Origin of the sequence: Virgibacillus sp. AGTR (assembly GCF_016919725.2) — a bacterium.
In the GTDB taxonomy this organism is placed as follows: Bacteria; Bacillota; Bacilli; order Bacillales; family Amphibacillaceae; genus Virgibacillus; species Virgibacillus salarius.
Map to the genome: position 1 here is coordinate 41074 of NZ_JAJERH010000002.1, position 20530 is coordinate 61603.

Sequence of the window (20530 nt, forward strand, 5' to 3'; positions counted from 1 at the left end):
TCCCATTAGATTTAAAAATCATGTGGTTATAACCAGTTGTTTAGAGTATAGATTCTTTCCTTAATATTTAAAAGGGTATTTTTATTCAAAATAAACACACTACTATTAGACTATCTCTATTAATTTAGTACTTACGTTTTAACCATACATAGAAAAGAGAAGTGGATGACTGATTTAATCATACAAAACGTTTACTTTTTAATTGTTTAGGAAAGTAAAAAGACTATTGCACAAATATGCAATAGTCTCTCTAATTCGTTATCACAACTAGCTTTCCTCTGTCCTATTTCCATTAGCTAATTGCTCATGAGTATACTTCCAATACTTTAAAGCTTATCTTTTGTAACTTTAGAGATAAGCGTTCAGGTTATTTACCCATCCTTTCTAACACTTTAGTCTGTTTTCGACAAATACCTACGAATACCTGAAAGCTTCTCATAATACCCTTTTGTTGTCACTGGAATGATTTCCACATCTTTTTTTGAATTTGGTGAATGAATCATCTTACCGTCACCAGCATACATCGCAACATGATGGACACTTCCCTTGCCCTGATCATGGGCAAAAAACAAGAGGTCTCCAGGCTGAATATCTTCATATGCCACCGGCTCACCATGTGTTGCTTGAATACTGGAATCACGTGGAATCGTTATCCCGTGAGATTGATACAGGGTAAATGTAAATCCAGAGCAGTCAAATCCGAATCCACTCATACCTGCCCACAGATAATGCAGGCCCAAGAATTGCTTCCCTGCCTCTACTAACGCTTGTCCCGTTGGCGTCGGAATAGCTTTTTGAGATTCATAGGTTTTGGCATCTGCTTTCTTCACCCATGCATGACTTCCAGATGGTAGCATCACACGATATGCATGCTTGGATTCACCTAGATAAGGTAAGCGTGTATTATAGCTAATCTCCATTCCTTGATGGCGGAAAGCTGGTGTATGATATAAATAACTAGTTGGTGCGTCTACCATAACAAATGGATCATCAGTTTTATTAGCGAACTTCGTTGTATAGGTGAGCTGTGAAGCTGGCATCCAACCGCTGTAACCTAATTCCTCTTTTGGTGTAGGTTGTCCATCAACAGCAACCTTCACCCACTCTCCTTCTGTTTCAAGAATGGTGACTTTATTCCCATACAGAGCCTGCGTCTCCAGCATCCCATCACCAGACAACTGCAATTCTTGTTCATACGTCATATCTTCTTTCCATTTCCAAATAGCTACTGGATTGCTCGCAGATGGTTGATCCACTTCCCGTAAGATATTAGGCTCAGTCCAAAGCGTAGCGACTGCAACATCTATATAAGCAATCATATCTTCTTCGGCTTCAAATACATGCTCCTCAGAATTGCCTGCCGCCTGTGATATGATTGGTTTTACTAAGATACATCCAATTAACGCCATTCCTAGTATTTTCATCCATTTTACAAACATGAATTTGCCTCCTTCTATGATTTTCCATGTTAATCTTTCGGTTGATTCACTGTGCCAATGCCAGCAGCAGATGATAGATGTAATTTCTCACCTTGATAATCAATTACCGTAGGCTGTTCTACTAACCATAGTGGAGCATCCAGGTCATAGTAGAGTACATTTGGATGAGCTGCGGCAAAGTGTGCTGCTGCTCCAACAGAATAACTAGATTCCATCATGCTGCCAATCATACATGGAATTCGATGCACCATAGCTAAATTAGCGATGCTTAGCGCATTCCGAATCCCACCGCATTTCATTAACTTAATATTTAACAAATCCACATAATGACCACTGACAATCGTAAATGCATCTAACGGAGAAAAGATACTCTCATCTGCCATAATTGCCGTCTGCACATGGTCTGTAACAAACTTTAGCCCTTCTAGATCCTTGGCTTTTACTGGCTGTTCAATAAACTCTATTCCCGAATCCATTCGTTCCATCTCTTTAATTAACTGGACAGCTTGTTTCGGTTGCCAGCCTTGATTCGCATCTAGCCTGAGCAACACATCCGTAGGGATAGCTTCTCTTATCGCAGAAACCCTTGCGATATCTAGTTCTGGCTTGGAGCCTACTTTAATTTTCAAACGAGAATAACCAGCTTCGACCCATTTTTTGGCATCAGCTGCCATCTTCGCTGGATCATCGACACCAACCGTCATTGATGTGTGAAGTGATTGATTATCACCTAATAATTGATATAGTGGGATATTCAACCATTTGCTATATGCATCATAAAATGCCATATCAGCCGCTGCCTTGGCACTCGTATTTCCTATACAACTATTCTGGACCGCTGCCAGCAGCGTTTGGAAATGAGAAAGGTCTTGATGCAAGATAGCCTGTTTAATTGGTCCTTCTAAAGCTGCTTGAATGCTTTGTGCAGAATCACCGGTGATCACCCAAGTCGGTGCTGCTTCTCCTTTACCTACCATGCCATTTTCTAAATGAATAATTATCGTTATACTTTCAATTTCAGTTGCCGTCCGCAATGCCGTTTTAAACGGGGTGTGCAACGGGATTTTTCGGTATGATACCTGTATATCCTCAATAAGCAACACAATTTCCTCCTTTTTCTACTTTTAAACATTGATCTATCTTTCTATTGTTCTGTGAATCTACTGATATCTTATGCCATTTTCTTAAAAAATAGCAGCTTTACAATATTTCAAGTATTTTCCCTATAAACATGCCAAAATACGTACCGAGGAAGGAACCAATTAATGCCATAACTACACCTACTGGGATTAAACTACGACTATAGGAAGCAGCAAGCATCGGTGCTGAGGCCATTCCTCCTATATTTGCTAAGCTGGCAATCCCTAGTGTAAATAAATCGTATTTGAACAGCTTTCCTAGTAACAGCATAATCACTAAATGAATGAACATAATTAAAAAACCAGAAATCAGATAAATAGGAGCTTGGGCAATCTGTGAGAAATCGGATTGCGAAGCGATTAATGCCACGATAATATACAACATTACATTGGAAACATCTAATGCGCCTGGAATTTTAGATATACGTGTTTGCCCAAGTATTAATCCAATAACAGAAGCAATTAGAATTGTCCATGTAGTCGAACTGAACACATCTCCTAAAGCTGGTAAATGATTTCCAGCTAACGTTGCTAACGCAGAGACAAGTAGACCAATCCCAAGCAAGTACATCATATGCTTAAATTCCGTACCTTGCATATCATTCATTTTGCCTGCATCCTCTGCTAAGCCATTATCCATAATCGTTGTATCTGCTTTCGTCCAACGATTAAACGCACCTGCGAACGGAACCAACCAGAACATAAACATGACCCATACTGCATAATTGATCGTATCCATCATTAACACATAACCAAAAATATTTTCTGGAACCTGTAGAATGTCTTGAAGAGCCACCATATTAGCGCTCCCACCAGTCCAACTACCTGCAAGTGCTCCAAAAGCACGCCATGTATCCGCTACATAAAAGTGATTAAATATCAAGTACACAATGGCAAAACCAAGAATGATACTAATTACCGCAACAAAATATCCACCGAGCATGCGTGGGCCAAGTTTAATGATACTGCGAATATCACATTTCAATAGCATCATCATTAACATTGCAGGAAGCAGAGCATTCTTCACAGTAGAATATGCAGGTGCTGTAGCTTCATTATCAAATAAACCAATTGTCTGCAAAAAGGCCGCCCCAATATAAATTAGTACAATACCTGGGATGAATTTTAAAAAGCGGTTCGAGCTAAATTTATTCTCTATTCCAACCATCAGTGCAGCTAACGCTACCAAGACAGCAATATAAAAGAAACCATCTGTAATCATGTTGTTTTCCCCCTAATTATCAAATAATATCTTTCTTACGTTTTATACATGGAAACATCGGATTGTTGCCTCTCCCCCTTTGCCACAAAAGGTGCTCACGTATTCCATAGCAATTACTTTCCCTGTATAATTCTCCATCCAAGATGCAATTACCTTAATTTTCAGACCAAATAAAAAATCCCGCCTAACAAATAATGTCAGGCTGGATTTCGACTAGGCTTCTGTAGTCAAAGCAGCTTTCGCTTGGCTATATTTATATCTTGCATCATGATAGGCGACAACTAGCGCCTTTTGCGATGAACCTTGATATCGCTTGCGAATCGCTTCCTCAATACCCTTATCATCCACCATTCGACCAATAAATAATGATCTTACAAACGCATTGGTTAATTGTATCGTTGAGGAGCATTCGCTATCAATAATCTCATCAGTAGTCGCATCAATCACTAATGCTAGAAAAAATTGACTGTACTTTTTCGTAATTGGGTTGTTCTGCGGTGCCTTTGCATCGCCAATTACATAGATGGTATTGTCATTATACAATGAAAGAATCCCCTTTAGGATGCTGCAGATGATATAAGGGGCCAACAAGGGAAACTTGCAGTAACTTATATCATGCATACGCTTTCTTTTAAATATAGTAACATTATAATATTTTTGAAAATTTACGTCAAATACGATCATTCTTACCATAACTCTTACATAAAGTGAAACTTCCATCCGTGGGAGCTTTGTTATCCCCACGGATGGTTAGGTGAACCAATCGGACATTTACTGGCAGTTGATTCCCCTTTTACCAATTTTGGTTTCTCCTTATTGCTTGAATTGGGAATCTTACTGCCAGTTATATGCGGGATAAAGTGAAACTTCCATCCGGCTTTTACTGAAACAAATACGTACAAAGGCTTAAATCGCCACGTCCTGTGGCAACGCCTTTGTGACCTACTTCCATGTAGGCCCGAACCAATCGGACATTTACTGGCAGTTGATTCCCCTTTTACCAATTTTGGTTTCTCCTTATTGCTTGAATTGGGAATCTTACTGCCAGTTATATGCGGGATAAAAAGACATTTAACCACGCCTAGTCATTAAACGATCAAATATATCAATTACTTCATTTCTTGTTGAATTGCCCATTTTAGCGTATATTCTACTAATATGTACTTTCGTTGCCCCTTCTGATATTCCAAGGAATAATGCGATCTCTTTATTACTAAAACCCTTTCTTAATAAATATGCTATATCTATTTGTTTTCTAGTCATAGAAAAACCAGACTTTTCAATACGATAAGCAAATGCCTCTTGGTTTGCTCTTTTTCTTTCTTCAATAGCATGCAGTAATGGCGAAATCAGCTTATTCGGTAAATAATAATTAGTTCTATTTAAACTTTCAATTACCTTTGCAATATTATCAGTAACTGAATCATACTTTACAAATATACTATTTACTCCAGCATCAATGAACTTTAAATTAGTTACTCCTAAACAGGCATCTATAAAACCAATTACTCTAATCTCTCTATCTGATAAATCTTTAATTAATGATAATAAATTGTCAGTTTCGTATCTATCTAAATCAATCAATGCCACCGTATTGTTTAATTTCCTTCCAGACCTGCTTACGTCGTCGATAACCTTTATACCCTTTGTTGTGCGAAGAGTTCGTGCAATGTTTTTCATAAAGTCACTATTTGGGATGCAAACGATTTTTATCATAGTATGACCTTCATTCCTGCTTTTAAAGCATTGAGTTTTCGAATTACATACATCATACTAAATACATGGTCATATTTTTAGTTACTTTTCTATTAAATAGTCATATTTTTTCGTCTATTTTTGTAATAAACGTTGAAAATAGCTAACAAGTTCTTTGCGGTTATGAATTTGAAACGTAGTGTAAATTCCACTGATATAATTTTTCACTGTCCCTTCACTGAGAAAAAGCCTTTGGGCAATACGTTTATTAGACATATTCTCTGTTAATAGACAAGCTATATCTAGTTCTCTATTCGATAAATGGATGTTTCGATTTAAAAACGCTTTATTAAGTAGTTCTCTGTTATCATACTTTGTCTCTATAATCTTTCTTGCCAATATCTGTGAGATTTTTCCTGAAAAGACAACTTCATTATGATAAACATCTCTTATAGCTCTAAGTAAATGCTTTGAATCATGGTTTTTTAATAAATAACCTTTACAGCCTGCATTAATAGATGAAATGATTAGATCCTCATCTATAATTGTAGTTAAAACAATTACCTTGATTCCTGAATATTTCTCTATCATTTTTACAATTGCCCTAGCGGTCTGCTTGTAGGGAGTTTGCACATCCATAAGTATAATATCAGGAGTATTCTCTACCATTTTCTCTATTGCTTGATTAACACTGACAGCAGTAGCGATAACCTCTATATCTATTTCATTACTAATTAATGCTCGAAGCCCATCAATAAATAACCTTTGGTCATCTACAATCATCACCTTTATCATTCATATGACCCCTCTATCTCTAATTTCTCCCCTTACATCAAGTGAATAAAGTGAAACTTCCATCCGTGGGGGGTTTTTGTTTATCCCACGGATGGTTAGTACCACAAGGGTATGACCTAAAGGCCTCTGAACCAATCTGACATTTACCGGCAGTTGATTCCCCACTTAGCAATACTGGTTTCTCTTTATTCCTTGAAGTGGGGAGCTTACTGCCAGTTATATGCGGGATAAAGTGAAATAAAACGGTACTGATTAGTCAGTAACCAATTTATCTTTACTAACCAATTAAACATAGCTAGTATGTTTTTAAATATTAAATAGTTCTTTTGTATCATTTCTAAAGTACTATTAATTATACCAAACACTACTATATAATCATAGTTATATTTCAATTCAATGGTTAAATAGTTTAAATTTGGTAATCTGAAAACACCTTAATTTACAGTTAAAAAGAACTAATAAATCGCATAATTTTTATCAACATGAAGCAAATTTCAACAAAACCCTGATTTTCCAGGATTTTTCATAGATAAAAAGACACGAAAATTTTATTCTAAAAAACATCCATTTTCCCTAAACTTCATCCAATTTCTTCCGATAATAGAGATAATAGTTCTATATATTAGCACGTTTATGTGAGGGAGGACCTATAATGAGCAATAAAAAAATAATCATGTCCGTTACTGCAAGTGCAGCAATAGCCTCGGCAATATTTGCAGCGGAAGAGGTAGAAGCAGCGTCTCATAAAGTTAAAAGCGGCGAGTCCTTATGGACAATAGCCCAAAAGTATAATACAAATGTTGCCAAATTAAAATCGATAAACAAACTATCAGGAGATACGATCTACCCCAATCAAATCATAGAAACAGAGAATAACAACACGTCCGGTTCTAGCTCCAGTTCTTCAAAACCAACTAATAATAATTCGAATAGCTCTAAAACGTATACGGTTAAAAGCGGAGACACGCTGAGCGGAATTGCCATTAAGTATAATATCTCGTTGAGCAACCTTATGAAGTGGAACAACCTTAATTCAACATTAATTTATCCAGGTAATGTACTTGCTGTTTCAAAAAATAGTTCAAACGGATCGAGTTCTACTGGATCTAATTCAGGTTCTAGTTCTTCTAATAACAGTTCGAATCAAACAGGTTCAACAAAGGTATATATCGTAAAATCAGGTGATACTTTATCACGGATAGCTCTTCAATATAAGGTTAGTGTAGCTAATTTAAAAAAGTGGAATAACTTAAACTCTGACTTAATTTTTATCGGTCAAAAATTGAGTATAGGTAGTAGCTCAAACACTAATTCAAACGGAAATACCAATGAAAAACCATCTAACAATGTTCAATATAATGTAGAAAAGGTTATTCAAACGGCAAAGAGTATGCAGGGAGTAAAGTATGTTTGGGGAGGATCGACACCATCAGGATTTGATTGTAGTGGTTTTATTCATTACGTGTACAAAAAAGGCGGCATGAGTATAAATCGACTTTCCAGTGATGGTTATTTTAATCGCTCCCATTATGTTACAAAGCCTCAAGTAGGGGATCTTGTCTTTTTTGCAGGAACCTATCGTCCTGGCATATCTCACCTAGGCATTTATTTGGGGAATAACACCTTCATTCATGCTGGTTCAAGTGGAGTGCAAATAAGCAGTTTAAATAACTCCTACTGGAAAAAACATTTTGATAGTTTTAAACGCTTTTATTAATAGTGTAGCTAGTCATTTTTCGTTAATACAGCTAACAAAATCCTTACATCGCAAGCCAGCGACATAAGGATTTTTTGTTGTTACGATTTTATCAAAGTAATAGTTTATTTACACCATTACGATGCCTCAACCCTTGATTACCATTTTTCACGATAATTCTCTGCTCAATCCAGTAATAGACTCACCATGCCCAGCCAATACTTTCTTCATGTAAGTTTCTATTTTCTTATTTCTCATTCGCATTTATCAATAATTATTCAGCAAAATTTCGTAAAATATAGATAACTATACCAGTTAAATGATATACTGAAAACAATGAAATTACTGAAAAAGGATGTCTGCTATGTGTAACACCTATGTATTACATAATGTGTCACGTTTAAATCATCAAAAATACGACTTTTTTATTGAAGATGGAACAATAAAAGCTATTTCTGAGCCCAAAACTTTAAATGGAGAGCATGTAATTGATTGCACTGGTCTATACGTCTCAAGTGGCTGGATTGACTTGCATGTACACGCCTTTCCTGAATTTGATCCTTATGGGGATGATGTCGATGAAATCGGCATCAAGCAAGGAGTAACAACTGTTGTAGATGCAGGTAGTTGCGGAGCGGACCGCATTGCAGACCTCCACGAGCTATCCAAGCAGTGTAAAACAAATCTACTTGCTTTTTTGAACATCTCTAGCATTGGTCTAAAACGAATAGACGAATTATCTAATCTAAGCTGGATTAATAGTGATAAAGTGGTTAAGGCAGTGGAACAATTTCCTGACTTTATCGTCGGTCTAAAGGCAAGAATGAGTAAAAGCGTTGTAGGTGAACAAGGAATTAAGCCTCTACAATTGGCTCGTCGTTTATCTCTCATCACGAAACGCTCGTTAATGGTTCATATCGGTTCAAGTCCTCCTTATATAGAACAAATTTTCGATTTATTAGAAAAGGAAGACATCGTCACACATTTTTTGCACGGAAAGGCAAATCGTCTATTTGATAATAACGAGCACATCCATTCATTTGTTACGAAAGCAGTTAATAAAGGCATTCATTTAGATGTTGGACACGGTTCAGCAAGTTTTTCATTTCAAGTAGCCGAAGCAGCAAAAAGACAAGGATTAAAATTCGACACAATTAGTACGGATATTTATCGAAACAATCGACTTAATGGACCAGTATATAGTATGTCTAAAACACTATCTAAATTCCTCTATCTTGGTTATTCAATAGAGGAGGTAATTGCTGGCGTAACGATCAATGCTGCTAATTGGTTAAAGATGCCAAAACTCGGAAGAATTCAAGAAGGAGAACCAGCTAATTTAACTTTATTTTCAATAGAGAATAGCCCTGTAAAGCTAATTGACTCGGAAGGCGAGGAACAAATAGCTACCAAACATATTAAGGCTAAAGGAGTGTTTAAGAATGGAACGTACCTTACATGCTAACTATGGTTTAAAGCGTGTCATTAATGCAAGTGGTCGAATGAGTATTCTTGGAGTATCCGCTCCGACAGATTCCGTTATGGAAGCTATGAAGCAAGGAGGACAAAATTACGTTGAAATGGCAGATTTAGTGAATAAATCTGGTGACTACGTTGCCAATCACTTAGCCTCTGAAGCTGCTGTAATAGTTAATTCGGCATCTAGCGGAATTGTATTGTCTGTTGCTGGACTAATAACTGAGGGGAACCGTCGTAAAAGCGATCGCCTACATCAGGAACCAATTGAGAAGAATGAGGTTATCTTGTTAAAAGGTCATAATGTACACTATGGAGCCCCTATCGAAACAATGGTTTACTTAGGTGGTGGTACAGTTGTTGAAGCTGGATATGCTAATGAAGGTAAGGCAGAGCATATCCGTGAAGCCATTTCATCAAAAACAGCAGCTATTCTATATGTTCAATCACATCATGCCGTACAAAAAAACATACTTTCCGTTGAGGAGGCTTATCAAGTCGCTCAAGAGAAGCAAATCCCTTTCATTGTAGATGCTGCGGCTGAAGGAGCGTTGCAAAAGTATATAAACTACGCTGATGTTGTTATTTACAGTGGATCAAAAGCAATCGAAGGGCCAACCTCCGGTATTGTCGCCGGTAGAAGAAAATACATCGAATGGATAAAGGTACAATTGCATGGAATTGGCCGAAGTATGAAAGTAGGTAAAGAGTCTATTTTTGGTTTACTTAAAGCGCTTGATGAATATGCGAATAAGCCTGATAATAGTCTACTGCAAAAAGAAGTCTTAACAGAATTAGAAGACTTAAATCATATTTCCGGTATAACTGTAACGGTTGTTCAAGATGAAGCAGGTCGAGCTATATATCGAGCACGAATTCAGATTGATGCCAATATTGCTTCGATCTCTGCAAAAAAATTAACCCAACAGCTTCGTAATGGCAATATAGCTATCTATACAAGAGATTATGGGGCGAACCAAGGTTTTTTTGATATCGACCCACGTTCATTAAAGAATGATGATATCCATATTATTAAAGAAAGTATTAAAACATACGTAGGAGGGATGTAACATGCTAGCCATCGAAAAACGGTTTTATAAGCAGCGTGTCGCATTGAATGTTTTAGCCAATAGCCCCGAAAATGCCAAAGCAGTTTTCCAAGCTGCTGAAGGACATGTTTTAATTGGAGTACTATCAAAAGATTATCAAACAATCGATAATGCTATTGCAGCTATGCAAGCTTATGGAGAAGCGATAGACGGAGCCATATCTATTGGACTAGGAGCGGGAGATAATAAACAAGCTTCTGTTGTTGCTGAAATTGTAAAGCATTATGCTTGTGACCACATTAATCAAGTATTCCCTGCTGTTGGAGCAACAAGAGCTAATTTAGGTGAACGTAATAGCTGGATTAATAGTTTAGTATCTCCTACGGAGGATCCAAACCTCGTTAAGATTTCCACTGGAGCAATTAGTGCTACTATAGAGGAGCAAGCTATTGTACCTATCAAATCTGCAATTGCTCTAATTCGCGATATGGGAGGAAATGCTATTAAATTCTTTCCTATGAAAGGACTTACAACGATTGAGGCATACAAGGCTGTTGCCAAGGCATGTGGGGAGGAAGATTTTGGATTAGAGCCTACTGGTGGAATAAATAAAGAAAACTTTAACACCATTTTGGAAATCGCATTAGCGGCAAATGTTCCTAAAATTATTCCTCATGTATACTCTTCCATTATTAGTAAACAGACTGGTGAAACAAATATTGAAGATATTTATGCGTTAACTGACATCATGAAGAAATTAGTTGATACATATGATTAAGCATATTGCCGCATTTGGTGAAGTCATGATGCGATTGCAGGTTCCTGATTACAAATTACTCTCACAAGCAGATTCATTAAACTATAGCTTTTCTGGTACAGGTGTCAATATTACCGGAGCTCTTACATGTTTTGGACATAGAGGTTCAATCGTAACCACGTTACCTGTTACTCCCCTAGGAGATGCAGCCCAATCCTTTTTGCAAAAATTAGGTATAGATTCCTCCTTTATTATACGACATGGTCAATCGCTTGGTATGTACTTTTTAGAAAATGGCTTTGGTGTTAGGCCAAGCAGAGTAACCTATTCTAATCGTATGGAGAGTAGCTTTAATACAGCGACTCACGATTTCTATCGTTTTGAGAAACTTGCTGAACAAATTGATATCGTTCATTTTTGTGGGATTACATTAGCGATGAATGATCTTGTTAGACAGCAATTAAAAACCTTTGCACATGCAGTAAAAAAAGCAGGCGGAACCATCATTTTTGATTGTAATTTCCGTCCTTCACTATGGGGAAAGAATGGCCATCATCAGGCTCGCAGCCATTATGAAGAAATATTTGAACTTGCTGATATCGTGATAATGAACGAAAAGGATGCCCTGCATACATTAGGCATGTATACAGAAAAGAAAAGTGAACGTAATCAACTTATGGACCTCATTCCAAAAGTTGCTAATTTGTATAATATTCCTATTATCGCTGGAACACATCGCAATATTCTTGATAATCAAACGCATCGTTTAATGGGTTTTTTATATAAGGAAGAAAGGTTTACGTTCTCTAATAAACGGACATTTTCCGTTTTAGATCGAATTGGAACTGGTGATGCCTTTGCTAGTGGGATTATTCACGGCTTAATCGAAGATTTTAGTAATCAGGACATTGTAGATTTTGCAGTAGCATCAGCGATTCTTGCTCATACAACTGTTGGCGATACACCAAGAGCAACAGAAAAAGAAGTACTCCAAGCAATGAAAACGTGTAGTACAGACGTAAGACGATGATAATAGTAAGAATAAAGACTAGTAACAAATGAGAAATGAATACGTATTAAAAATACTAGTTCTATTGAAACGATATTCGTATTTTATTGACTTTCGGTTGCCGCCTGTGCTTTTAAAAATATTTGATAAAAAGCAAAGAAATATACGTACGCAATAGCAGGCCCTGAGAAGAGTACTAAAAATAATGGATGAATTTGATAGATGATATACAATAAAATACTAACAGCTCCTGCAGCTGCTATTGTATAGGGTAAATGGAAAATCGCCATAAATAATGCTTTACGAATTGAATAAATGATGCTCACTTCAAAATGAACGGTATCAGCAAAAAAATAACTAGTAAAAGCAACAATAAAAATAGTAATGGCTATGAAAAAATAAAATAAGCCAGATCCAATTTCAACCGCTGCTAAATGATAGTTAAGTAACCACACAACCCAAGTAATTGTAAAGAACACACCACCTAAAAGACTACGAATATAATTTTCCTTATAAAAATTCCAGTATGCTCTTATGAATCCTTTCTTTTCTCGTTTCATCACCCATTCCCTTACTACGGCAAACATTGCAGTAGTTGCTGGAAAAAAAACAAAAGGGAACAGAGCCAATATTGTAATAGCTAGCAAATATACCTCCTCTTGTGTCTTCGCAAAAACCATACTTAAGATAGCGTAGGCAATTGGAAAATTAAAGAGAACCCATATGATATTCGTTGTCATGAACTTCATCAGCCAGTCAAATATATTATAAAGCGATTCTAGCCTTCCAGTTAGCATCATGTTTCTTCACACTCCGTTTATTCTTATAGGAGCTGGCACCAAAGGAGTCAGCTCCTATCTCAACTAAATATTACCTATCTGCAATCAACGAAGCATTTAACCCGTGGACTAGAAGTTCTATAATAACTTCCGATAGCAATCAAGTAATTTATCCCGCATATAACTGCCAGTAAATATCCGATTGGTTCCCCTTTGCATAATGACAGCTACATAATATGTTATTTGCCTAGTGTTTCTAAGTTTTTTTGCCATTCCTTAGTCTTGTATGCTAGTAAATCAGCATAACCTACGCTTTGTGCACTCTTCTCTGCCTCTTCCAATATCTTGATAACTTCTTCATCACTTTTCGCATTTAGTGCTTCCGCTCTTGCCACTTCAGCAATTTCCCCAACACTTTGTTGAATCTGGCCCTCGGTGGTTTCCGGTAATGGATCAATTCCTAAATAAGCAGTTGCATCATATTGTGTTTTCCACGTAATTTCATTTTGCCAATGCGTCGTCCAATTACGATCTTCCTGAGGTAATGTCTCTGTAAACTTAGCTTTTGCGGTGTCTAGAAAATTTGAATTTCCATTCCATTGGAAGTTTAATGTATCTTCTTCTATTTTCCCAGCACCTTCTGGGTCACTTACATACTTTTCTGTAAATTGAGGGTATCCTTCTTCATCAAAACCATCCCAGTACTTTCCTTCTGGTCCAAAAATAAGCACTGATTGCCCTTCTGGTCCTGTTAACCAATCCAAAAACGCAAATACTGCTTCTGGATCTTCAGCACTTTTCGTAATGACACTTACATTCCATCCCATCATGTCATAAGCCCCCGGATAGATATTATCTTTGTTCAACCCCGCTTTTGCGATCGGCCAAACCATAAAATAGCCATCATCCGAGTCTTCTTCCTGTAAATTGTAATGACCAGGCCGCGCTAAATCCGTAGGACTAGCAGATGCATATACAGCAACTCTACCACTCGATACTTTCTCTGTAACCATGTCGCGATCCTGTGTTAATGCATCTTGTGTAATAAGTCCTTCCCGATAAAGCTTACTGGCGTATTGTAGTGATTCGACATATTCCTCATTCGTAAAAATAGATGTTAGCTTATCTCCCTCAGGAACAGCATTTATTCTAATATTAGCTGGAGACTGATTTTCTGCAAATGCTGAATATAAAACATTAATTCCCTGTCCTTCTACATCCGTTTCGAATGGTGTTATATTTGGATAATTTTCTTTTACTTGCTTTAAATAATTATATAAATCTTCTGTCGTTTCAAGAGGTGGCGAGCCTAGTTCTTCATAAATCCCTTTATTAACTACATAACCCGCATTACCAAATGGTTTTGCATTATACCAATTTGGATATTGATATAATTTTCCATCTTCAGAACGAAGCATGTTGATACCAGATTCTCCGAACCACTCTTGCAAATTTGTATATTTATCTAAGTAAGGATCGAGTGGAACCAGAGCTCCTCCTTTACGTAATCGTTCTACATCTGTTCCTTTATCCAACCATATAAAATCTGGAAGGTCATTACTTGCTATCATCGTACTAAGTCGCTGTGCCGCATTTCCCCCACCATCAATCGCAGTTATATCCACCTTTTTATTTTCTTTAATCCATTTTGTCGCTACATCTTCTCCCCAGGGTGGCATCGTATACCAATCATAATTACCAAACATCGTAATTTCCAATGGTTCTTCACCTAACTTAAATAATTCATCGTTTCCGCGTTTTTCTTTCCCTCCTGTATCGGCTTCGACATTAGATTCTTTGTCTTTACAGCCCGATATAATGATAGGTACAAAGCATAATACCATTATCATAATCCAAATTTTTCTTGATGATATCACTTTTTCATCCTCCTTATTTACAAAAATTTATCTTCAAAGCAAATGCTTTAAATAAGATGTTCCCTATTCCTTTAATGACCCTATCAAAACACCTTTAACGAAATACTTTTGCACAAATGGATAAACCATGATAATCGGCAAAGTAGCTACCATCATTACTGCCATTGACAAGGATTTACCTGTTACCGTGTTAGCTGCCTTACCCATATGTGCAGCTGCACCTGCATCTATTTGACTCATTTGCGAACTAACAGTATTTGAATTTAATACTTTTTGTAATAACGTTTGAATTGGAATTAAATTCTCTGACGTAATATAGATACTCGGAAAAAACCAATCATTCCAATGAAAAACTGCCGTAAATAAGGACAAAGTAGCAATTACAGGCCCAGATAAAGGCAGTACGATGCGGAAGAATATTCCCCAATATCCAGCTCCATCTATTTTCGCAGATTCCTCTAAACCCTTCGGTAACTGTTGAAAAAAGGTCCTAAAGATAATCATATTCCAAACTAATATTAATGATGGAATAATCATTACCCAAAACGAATCCATAAGACCAATGCCTCTCACTAGTAAAAATGTTGGTATTAAACCACCGCTAAAAAACATCGTTACAATACAAAAAACCATAAAATATTTTCTTCCTACTAGTTCCTTTTTGGAAAGCCCATAAGCTAGCATAGCTGTTGCAAGCACAGATAATATCGTACCAACAACAGTTCTAGCCACAGAGATCATAAACGCATTCACCAACCGTTTATCCTGAAAGACAATTTCATAATTATCTAAAGTAAAATCACGAGGCCAAAAAGTTACTCCTCCTAGCATAGTGTCCTGACCATTATTGAAAGAAATAACTAATGAATTCCAAAATGGATAAAACGTCACAAAAGCTAGTAATGTTAAAAAAATATATATCATTATTACCATAAAACGATCACCAAACGTTAATTTCAACATGCTGTATGCTCCCACTTTCCACTTGCGCTTACCATAGACTGTTACCACTCTTACGTGCAAGTTGATTTGCTAATGTTAATAATCCAACACTAATTACAGCTTTAAATAATCCTATTGCAGCAGCATAGGAATAGAGACCATCACTAATTCCAACCCGATATACATATGTATCAATAACATCAGATACTTCTCGTAAGACGGGATTCGAACCTAGTAGCAATAAATCTTCAAATCCAGCATTTAATAGGTTACCTATTTCTAAAATAAAGAAGATTACAATTACTGGCATAATGGATGGTATCGTTATTAAGAAAATCTGCTTCCATTTGCTAGCTCCATCTAAGGAAGCAGCCTCATATAATTGCTGATCAACTCCAGCAACTGCAGCTAAATAGACAATGGAAGCGAAGCCAATGGACTTCCATAAATTAGTGCTTATAATGATTGTCCAAAAATACTCTGGGATAGATAGAAAGTTGATTGGTTTATCAATGAGGTTTATTTTTTCTAGTGCCATGTTTAAACTTCCATTATCTGTTGCTAATATAGAAGTAGCGAACCCAGCAACAATAACCCATGATAAGAAGTGTGGAAGGTAGGTGATGGTTTGTACTGCCCGCTTAAACATCATATGTCTTACTTCATTTAACATTAATGCTAGAATAATTGGTGCAGGGAAACAGATAAGTATTTTAAGAACACTGAGAACGATAGTATTTCTCATGATTTCCAGAAAACGCGGATCCTCAAAAAAGCGTTCAAAATGCTTAAATCCTACCCATTCACTGCCAGCCATTCCTTCAAAGATATTATAATCTTGAAAAGCCATTAACACTCCATACATCAGAATATAATTAAAAATAAAGATAAACAATAGCCCCGGAATAACCATCATTTGCAGATCAAATTGCCTAAAGTATCGAGTTACAAGGCGCTGGTTTCCTTTAAATTGCCTCCTATGCATACTCTCAGCTCGCACGTAGAACATCCCCCCTAAGTCAAGAAAGCGCTATCATTTGATAAGATGACTATACCAGTATTTTTTAATATTTTCAATATTTTTTTTATTATTTCTTTTAAAAATATAACAACTATAATACAAATCCATTTACTAAAAGTTGGTATATAATCACTATTTTATATAATTTTTTTACATAAGCAGGGTATAATTTACTAATTATCGGTTAATTCTTAATTTTCTGTTGATATTTATTTGTAGTGATGTATAATCTATATTAGCGAAAAGTTATAACAATTGTATAAAGGAAGGGGGAGTAGTACTGCTTTATTAAGTTACAGTTGTCTATACCTTTCAAAGCAATATTCATTCCAAATTCCCAATATACTTTTCGCATAAACCAGTTTTAGGAGGAGTATAATGAATTCGCTCACATTTATTCCGAAATCGATTAAGCTTACATTTGGGGCATTCGTTATGTTAATTTGCTCCATTGCATTTGCCAGCTCTGTCTCTGCTCATGGATATGTAAACAATCCAGAAAGCAGAAATTTATTATGCGCAGACGGAGCCAATTACGATTGTGGAGCAATTATCTATGAACCACAAAGCCTTGAAGCACCTGGGAATTTTCCAGAAGGAGGACCACCTGACGGAAAAATTGCTAGTGCAAACATTTTTTATGAGCTAGATGCGCAAACAGAGGATCGATGGGCAAAGGTTCCTATGACGAGCGGTCCATTTACTTTTGAGTGGACGTTAACAGCAGCACATGCAACAGATAAGTGGGATTACTATATTACGAAAGAAGGTTGGGACCCAAATGACCCTTTAGAGCGTTCTGACTTTGAGCTATTCTGTTCTATTAATGATAATGGAGAACGCCCGCCATTTACCGTTAATCATGATTGTGTAATTCCAGATCGCACTGGATATCATGTTATTTTAGCCTATTGGGAAGTGGCCGACACAGCAAATGCTTTTTATAATGTAATTGATGCAAATTTTGACGGGGATTATGTTGAACCAGGTGACCCAAATAATCCTGATCCGGGTGATATTCCAGCTTGGGATCCTAATACTGCTTATTTAGGTGGTGATCAAGTTACCTATAACGGTGCTATTTACGAGGCGAAGTGGTGGACACGTGGTGAAACACCTGGTGAAGCTGGAGTTTGGAAGCTAGTTAGTCAAGGTACTGCATCAACTAACAACAACAGCAATTTTCTCCCTTATTTCTATTCATTAGGAACAATTTTAAAATAGGATAAGAACTGAAAATAGGCTCTTCTTCATGGAAGGAGGGTCTTTTCAAGACAGATGAATGTTGCTTTTAGTTATCTGGAGACAATTTCCTTCCTTAGTACGAGTGAGGGAAGTCCCAGATAAACTGACATTCATCATTTTCCTAAGTATGTGAAGAAATAAAGAAAATAAACGATGTTACAATGATTGAAATAATATCACAGGAGCAACTAGCACAGCAATCTATTAAAAAAAGGATCGTTGCTTATGAATAACAAGAAACAAGATCCAACACGAGAAACAGTTAGCGAACGTATGGAAAACTTTCTGTATCATTATAAATACCACACCATATTTTCTGTATTCTTACTCCTTCTTATAAGTTCATTAGGCTACACTATTATAGAAAAGCAGATTGCCAAATCGAATGCAGCAGATCAACTACCAGCAGATATAGACATCATGTTCTTTGGAAGCTATCAAGAAGAGAACCTTTCTCCCCTAAAGCACGAAATTCAACATATATTCCCTAATTGGGAAAGCATACATATTAACCTAGTGCAAACACCAAAGGAAGTAAATTCAGCAGAAGACATGGCAAACTTCCAAAAAGGTCAGATTGCAATCGAAGCAAATAAACCAGATATTTACATATTTGACCTCAATTACTTTCATCGTTTTGTAGAAGATGGACCGTTTCTTTCTCTAGATCAATTAGAGCTTTCAGCATCTGCCCAACTATTATTTTATCAAAAGGAGAATGATACGAAAGAACACCCATATGGCATAGATGTAACCAACCATTCATTGTTCACCAATTTAGCCATTCAAAAAAACACCAAAATTGCAGTAATACGTAAGGATGCTCAGAACAGTAAAAATGCCAAAGCTTTCATTAAGCAATTAGATAAGATAAAGTGAAGTTTCCATCCGTGGTGGGTTTTGTTACTCCCACGGATGGTTAGTACCACAAGGGTATGACCTAAAGGCCCTGAAACCAATCGGACATTTACTGGCAGTGGATACCACCTCTTATCCATATTGCTTTCACTTTATTCCTTGAGGTACGGGATTACTGCCAGTTATGCGGTATAGAGTAGGAATAATTTGTGAATCCAAGGCCGCATTCGTCTAAGTGCATCATGGTAGCAATGTTAGCTGAGCCAAGAGATCACCGTCAATTAGAAAGTATAGGTTTTAATATTATTTGTCTCGCTATCTCTCAATCTCTTCATTTATGCTAAATCATGCTCTAAAGCTATGCAAATTACATGATTCCATTTAACTTTGTCTAACAAAGCACTTACGAAGAGCTACTATCCAGAGGGTAACCCGTATCCTCGGATAGTAGCTCGAAGTTTTTATATCCTCTTCTCTTTTCTTTAAGTTCGCATCTTAAATAGTAGGTAAAGCTTTCAAACAAACTGGTGATTTAATCGGATACTCAATTCCTGTATACGTTGGAATTCCATCTCTCCCGATCTTCATAAGTACGATTGTATTAGAATGCTCATTTGCTACCAAGAGCAAATTTTCATTCGGTATCAATGTAAAATTACGAGGCCATTCACCTATTGAGGATACACAGATAGCATCTGTTAATAATCCGTTACTATCTATTTTACAAATACCAATACTGTGATGACCGCGATTAGAAACATATAAATAGGACATATCATGAGAAATGTGAATATCTGCAGCATAATTAACACCTTCAAAGCTTTTCGGAATCGTCCGAACTTCTTGGATAAGCTCTAGCTTAGTAATGGAAGCATCATATTGATAGACCGCAACTTTTGAATTAAATTCATTGACAACATATATTTTCCGATGACTGTCCGCAATCGCTATATGTCTCGGCCCTGATTTAGCATTGGCTTTTAAATCATATAGTAGTATCAGTTTACCTTGCTGTTCATTAAATTCATAGAGATAGAGCCTATCTAGACCTAAATCCGTTACAACATATTTCTTCGACTTCGGAATAGACATAATGGTATGCGGATGGGAACCTTGCTTATAGACTACTTTATCCGTTAAAAGACCCAGCGAGCCATCTTTTAATACCTGATGTACAGTAGTAGTTCCTTCACCATAATTCACGGTTAATAAATGCGTTTCGTCTGTACTCAATGTTACATAACACGGACCATTTCCAGCTGTTTTCTGTCTGCTTTGTTCGGTTAGCTTATGATCAGCTTCATTTATACGATACGAAACCACTTCACCATCCTCTACTTCACTGCAAGCATATACTACATCTTGCGTGCTATTTACAGTAAGGTAGGAAGGATTCCTTATCCCTTTAACAGCTGACAAATATCTTAAATTTAGATTACTTGTTTGCAGGGATAGTACGTGTAAGGAATGATCATGTTCAGTGCCATAAGTACCTACATATACGTGATAAGCTCGAGAACTAGTTTCCATA

The 20530-nt window shown here is 36.7% G+C and carries 18 protein-coding genes; 7 read left to right on the forward strand and 11 right to left on the reverse strand.

What is annotated here, in order from left to right; all coding sequences use genetic code 11:
- Positions 1-392 precede the first annotated feature (392 nt).
- From JUJ52_RS01150 to JUJ52_RS01175, 6 genes are all read right to left on the reverse strand, one after another.
- Positions 393-1424 carry a C40 family peptidase gene (locus JUJ52_RS01150; RefSeq protein ID WP_374487857.1) on the reverse strand — a complete coding sequence of 344 codons (1032 nt, stop codon included), beginning with the start codon at positions 1422-1424 and terminating at the stop codon, positions 393-395.
- 44 nt (positions 1425-1468) lie between these two features.
- On the reverse strand, positions 1469-2539 hold the full coding sequence (locus JUJ52_RS01155; RefSeq protein ID WP_205389018.1) for a dipeptide epimerase: 1071 nt from the start codon (positions 2537-2539) through the stop codon (positions 1469-1471).
- Positions 2540-2639: 100 nt separating this feature from the next.
- Positions 2640-3800 (reverse strand): DUF819 family protein, encoded by a 1161-nt coding sequence (locus JUJ52_RS01160; RefSeq protein ID WP_026682075.1) that lies wholly within the window; start codon positions 3798-3800, stop codon positions 2640-2642.
- 213 nt (positions 3801-4013) lie between these two features.
- Positions 4014-4343, reverse strand: a complete 330-nt coding sequence (locus JUJ52_RS01165) for a DUF3870 domain-containing protein (RefSeq protein WP_026682076.1) — start codon at positions 4341-4343, stop codon at positions 4014-4016.
- 528 nt (positions 4344-4871) lie between these two features.
- Positions 4872-5516, reverse strand: coding sequence for a LuxR C-terminal-related transcriptional regulator (locus JUJ52_RS01170; RefSeq protein ID WP_166530129.1), 645 nt, complete (start codon positions 5514-5516; stop codon positions 4872-4874).
- 114 nt (positions 5517-5630) lie between these two features.
- Positions 5631-6290, reverse strand: a complete 660-nt coding sequence (locus JUJ52_RS01175; RefSeq protein ID WP_166530128.1) for a response regulator transcription factor — start codon at positions 6288-6290, stop codon at positions 5631-5633.
- A 652-nt stretch (positions 6291-6942) separates the two neighbouring features.
- Between JUJ52_RS01175 and JUJ52_RS01180 the strand changes: the two genes are divergently transcribed.
- From JUJ52_RS01180 to JUJ52_RS01200, 5 genes are all read left to right on the forward strand, one after another.
- A complete protein-coding gene (locus JUJ52_RS01180; protein WP_026682078.1) occupies positions 6943-8007 on the forward strand; it encodes a C40 family peptidase in 1065 nt (354 codons plus the stop codon).
- Positions 8008-8350: 343 nt separating this feature from the next.
- Positions 8351-9451: an amidohydrolase/deacetylase family metallohydrolase gene (locus tag JUJ52_RS01185; RefSeq protein WP_026682079.1), complete on the forward strand. Its 1101-nt coding sequence runs from the start codon at positions 8351-8353 to the stop codon at positions 9449-9451.
- Complete coding sequence (locus tag JUJ52_RS01190) at positions 9429-10532, forward strand: DgaE family pyridoxal phosphate-dependent ammonia lyase (RefSeq protein WP_026682080.1); 1104 nt, start codon at positions 9429-9431, stop codon at positions 10530-10532. Before JUJ52_RS01185 ends, JUJ52_RS01190 begins: the two co-directional genes overlap by 23 nt.
- A gap of 1 nt (position 10533) precedes the next feature.
- Positions 10534-11289, forward strand: coding sequence for a 2-dehydro-3-deoxy-phosphogluconate aldolase (dagF, locus tag JUJ52_RS01195; protein ID WP_026682081.1), 756 nt, complete (start codon positions 10534-10536; stop codon positions 11287-11289).
- The gene (locus JUJ52_RS01200; protein ID WP_121605786.1) at positions 11282-12298 is read left to right on the forward strand and encodes a sugar kinase; all 1017 of its coding nucleotides are present in this window, start codon (positions 11282-11284) and stop codon (positions 12296-12298) included. The genes dagF and JUJ52_RS01200 overlap by 8 nt, the downstream gene beginning before the upstream one ends.
- Positions 12299-12381: 83 nt before the next feature.
- On the opposite strand, the gene JUJ52_RS01205 is transcribed toward JUJ52_RS01200, so the two are convergent.
- The 4 genes from JUJ52_RS01205 to JUJ52_RS01220 form a co-directional block, all read right to left on the reverse strand.
- Complete coding sequence (locus JUJ52_RS01205; RefSeq protein ID WP_166530127.1) at positions 12382-13077, reverse strand: YesL family protein; 696 nt, start codon at positions 13075-13077, stop codon at positions 12382-12384.
- A 218-nt stretch (positions 13078-13295) separates the two neighbouring features.
- The gene (locus JUJ52_RS01210; RefSeq protein ID WP_205389700.1) at positions 13296-14906 is read right to left on the reverse strand and encodes an extracellular solute-binding protein; all 1611 of its coding nucleotides are present in this window, start codon (positions 14904-14906) and stop codon (positions 13296-13298) included.
- Between the two features lie 90 nt (positions 14907-14996).
- A complete protein-coding gene (locus JUJ52_RS01215) occupies positions 14997-15896 on the reverse strand; it encodes a carbohydrate ABC transporter permease (RefSeq protein ID WP_026682085.1) in 900 nt (299 codons plus the stop codon).
- A 28-nt stretch (positions 15897-15924) separates the two neighbouring features.
- Complete coding sequence (locus JUJ52_RS01220) at positions 15925-16860, reverse strand: ABC transporter permease (protein WP_205389701.1); 936 nt, start codon at positions 16858-16860, stop codon at positions 15925-15927.
- A gap of 414 nt (positions 16861-17274) precedes the next feature.
- Between JUJ52_RS01220 and JUJ52_RS23495 the strand changes: the two genes are divergently transcribed.
- Both JUJ52_RS23495 and JUJ52_RS01235 read left to right on the forward strand, forming a co-directional pair.
- A complete protein-coding gene (locus JUJ52_RS23495) occupies positions 17275-18120 on the forward strand; it encodes a lytic polysaccharide monooxygenase (RefSeq protein WP_051388368.1) in 846 nt (281 codons plus the stop codon).
- Positions 18121-18366: 246 nt separating this feature from the next.
- A complete protein-coding gene (locus JUJ52_RS01235) occupies positions 18367-19020 on the forward strand; it encodes a hypothetical protein (RefSeq protein WP_026682087.1) in 654 nt (217 codons plus the stop codon).
- 474 nt (positions 19021-19494) lie between these two features.
- Here JUJ52_RS01235 and JUJ52_RS01240 read toward each other — a convergent pair whose 3' ends face one another.
- Complete coding sequence (locus JUJ52_RS01240; RefSeq protein ID WP_205389022.1) at positions 19495-20529, reverse strand: lactonase family protein; 1035 nt, start codon at positions 20527-20529, stop codon at positions 19495-19497.
- Between the last annotated feature and the right edge of the window lies 1 nt (position 20530).

Bases quoted from the DNA above. Each gene is read 5' to 3' on its own strand.
- JUJ52_RS01205 (WP_166530127.1), bottom strand. From the start codon at position 13,077: ATGATGCTAACTGGAAGGCTAGAATCGCTTTATAATATATTTGACTGG.
- JUJ52_RS01200 (WP_121605786.1), top strand. From the start codon at position 11,282: ATGATTAAGCATATTGCCGCATTTGGTGAAGTCATGATGCGATTGCAG.
- JUJ52_RS01175 (WP_166530128.1), bottom strand. From the start codon at position 6,290: ATGATAAAGGTGATGATTGTAGATGACCAAAGGTTATTTATTGATGGG.
- dagF (WP_026682081.1), top strand. From the start codon at position 10,534: ATGCTAGCCATCGAAAAACGGTTTTATAAGCAGCGTGTCGCATTGAAT.
- JUJ52_RS01170 (WP_166530129.1), bottom strand. From the start codon at position 5,516: ATGATAAAAATCGTTTGCATCCCAAATAGTGACTTTATGAAAAACATT.
- JUJ52_RS01220 (WP_205389701.1), bottom strand. From the start codon at position 16,860: ATGCATAGGAGGCAATTTAAAGGAAACCAGCGCCTTGTAACTCGATAC.
- JUJ52_RS01180 (WP_026682078.1), top strand. From the start codon at position 6,943: ATGAGCAATAAAAAAATAATCATGTCCGTTACTGCAAGTGCAGCAATA.
- JUJ52_RS01210 (WP_205389700.1), bottom strand. From the start codon at position 14,906: ATGATAATGGTATTATGCTTTGTACCTATCATTATATCGGGCTGTAAA.
- JUJ52_RS01150 (WP_374487857.1), bottom strand. From the start codon at position 1,424: ATGAAAATACTAGGAATGGCGTTAATTGGATGTATCTTAGTAAAACCA.
- JUJ52_RS01160 (WP_026682075.1), bottom strand. From the start codon at position 3,800: ATGATTACAGATGGTTTCTTTTATATTGCTGTCTTGGTAGCGTTAGCT.
- JUJ52_RS01240 (WP_205389022.1), bottom strand. From the start codon at position 20,529: ATGGAAACTAGTTCTCGAGCTTATCACGTATATGTAGGTACTTATGGC.
- JUJ52_RS01215 (WP_026682085.1), bottom strand. From the start codon at position 15,896: ATGTTGAAATTAACGTTTGGTGATCGTTTTATGGTAATAATGATATAT.
- JUJ52_RS01235 (WP_026682087.1), top strand. From the start codon at position 18,367: ATGAATAACAAGAAACAAGATCCAACACGAGAAACAGTTAGCGAACGT.
- JUJ52_RS23495 (WP_051388368.1), top strand. From the start codon at position 17,275: ATGAATTCGCTCACATTTATTCCGAAATCGATTAAGCTTACATTTGGG.
- JUJ52_RS01190 (WP_026682080.1), top strand. From the start codon at position 9,429: ATGGAACGTACCTTACATGCTAACTATGGTTTAAAGCGTGTCATTAAT.
- JUJ52_RS01185 (WP_026682079.1), top strand. From the start codon at position 8,351: ATGTGTAACACCTATGTATTACATAATGTGTCACGTTTAAATCATCAA.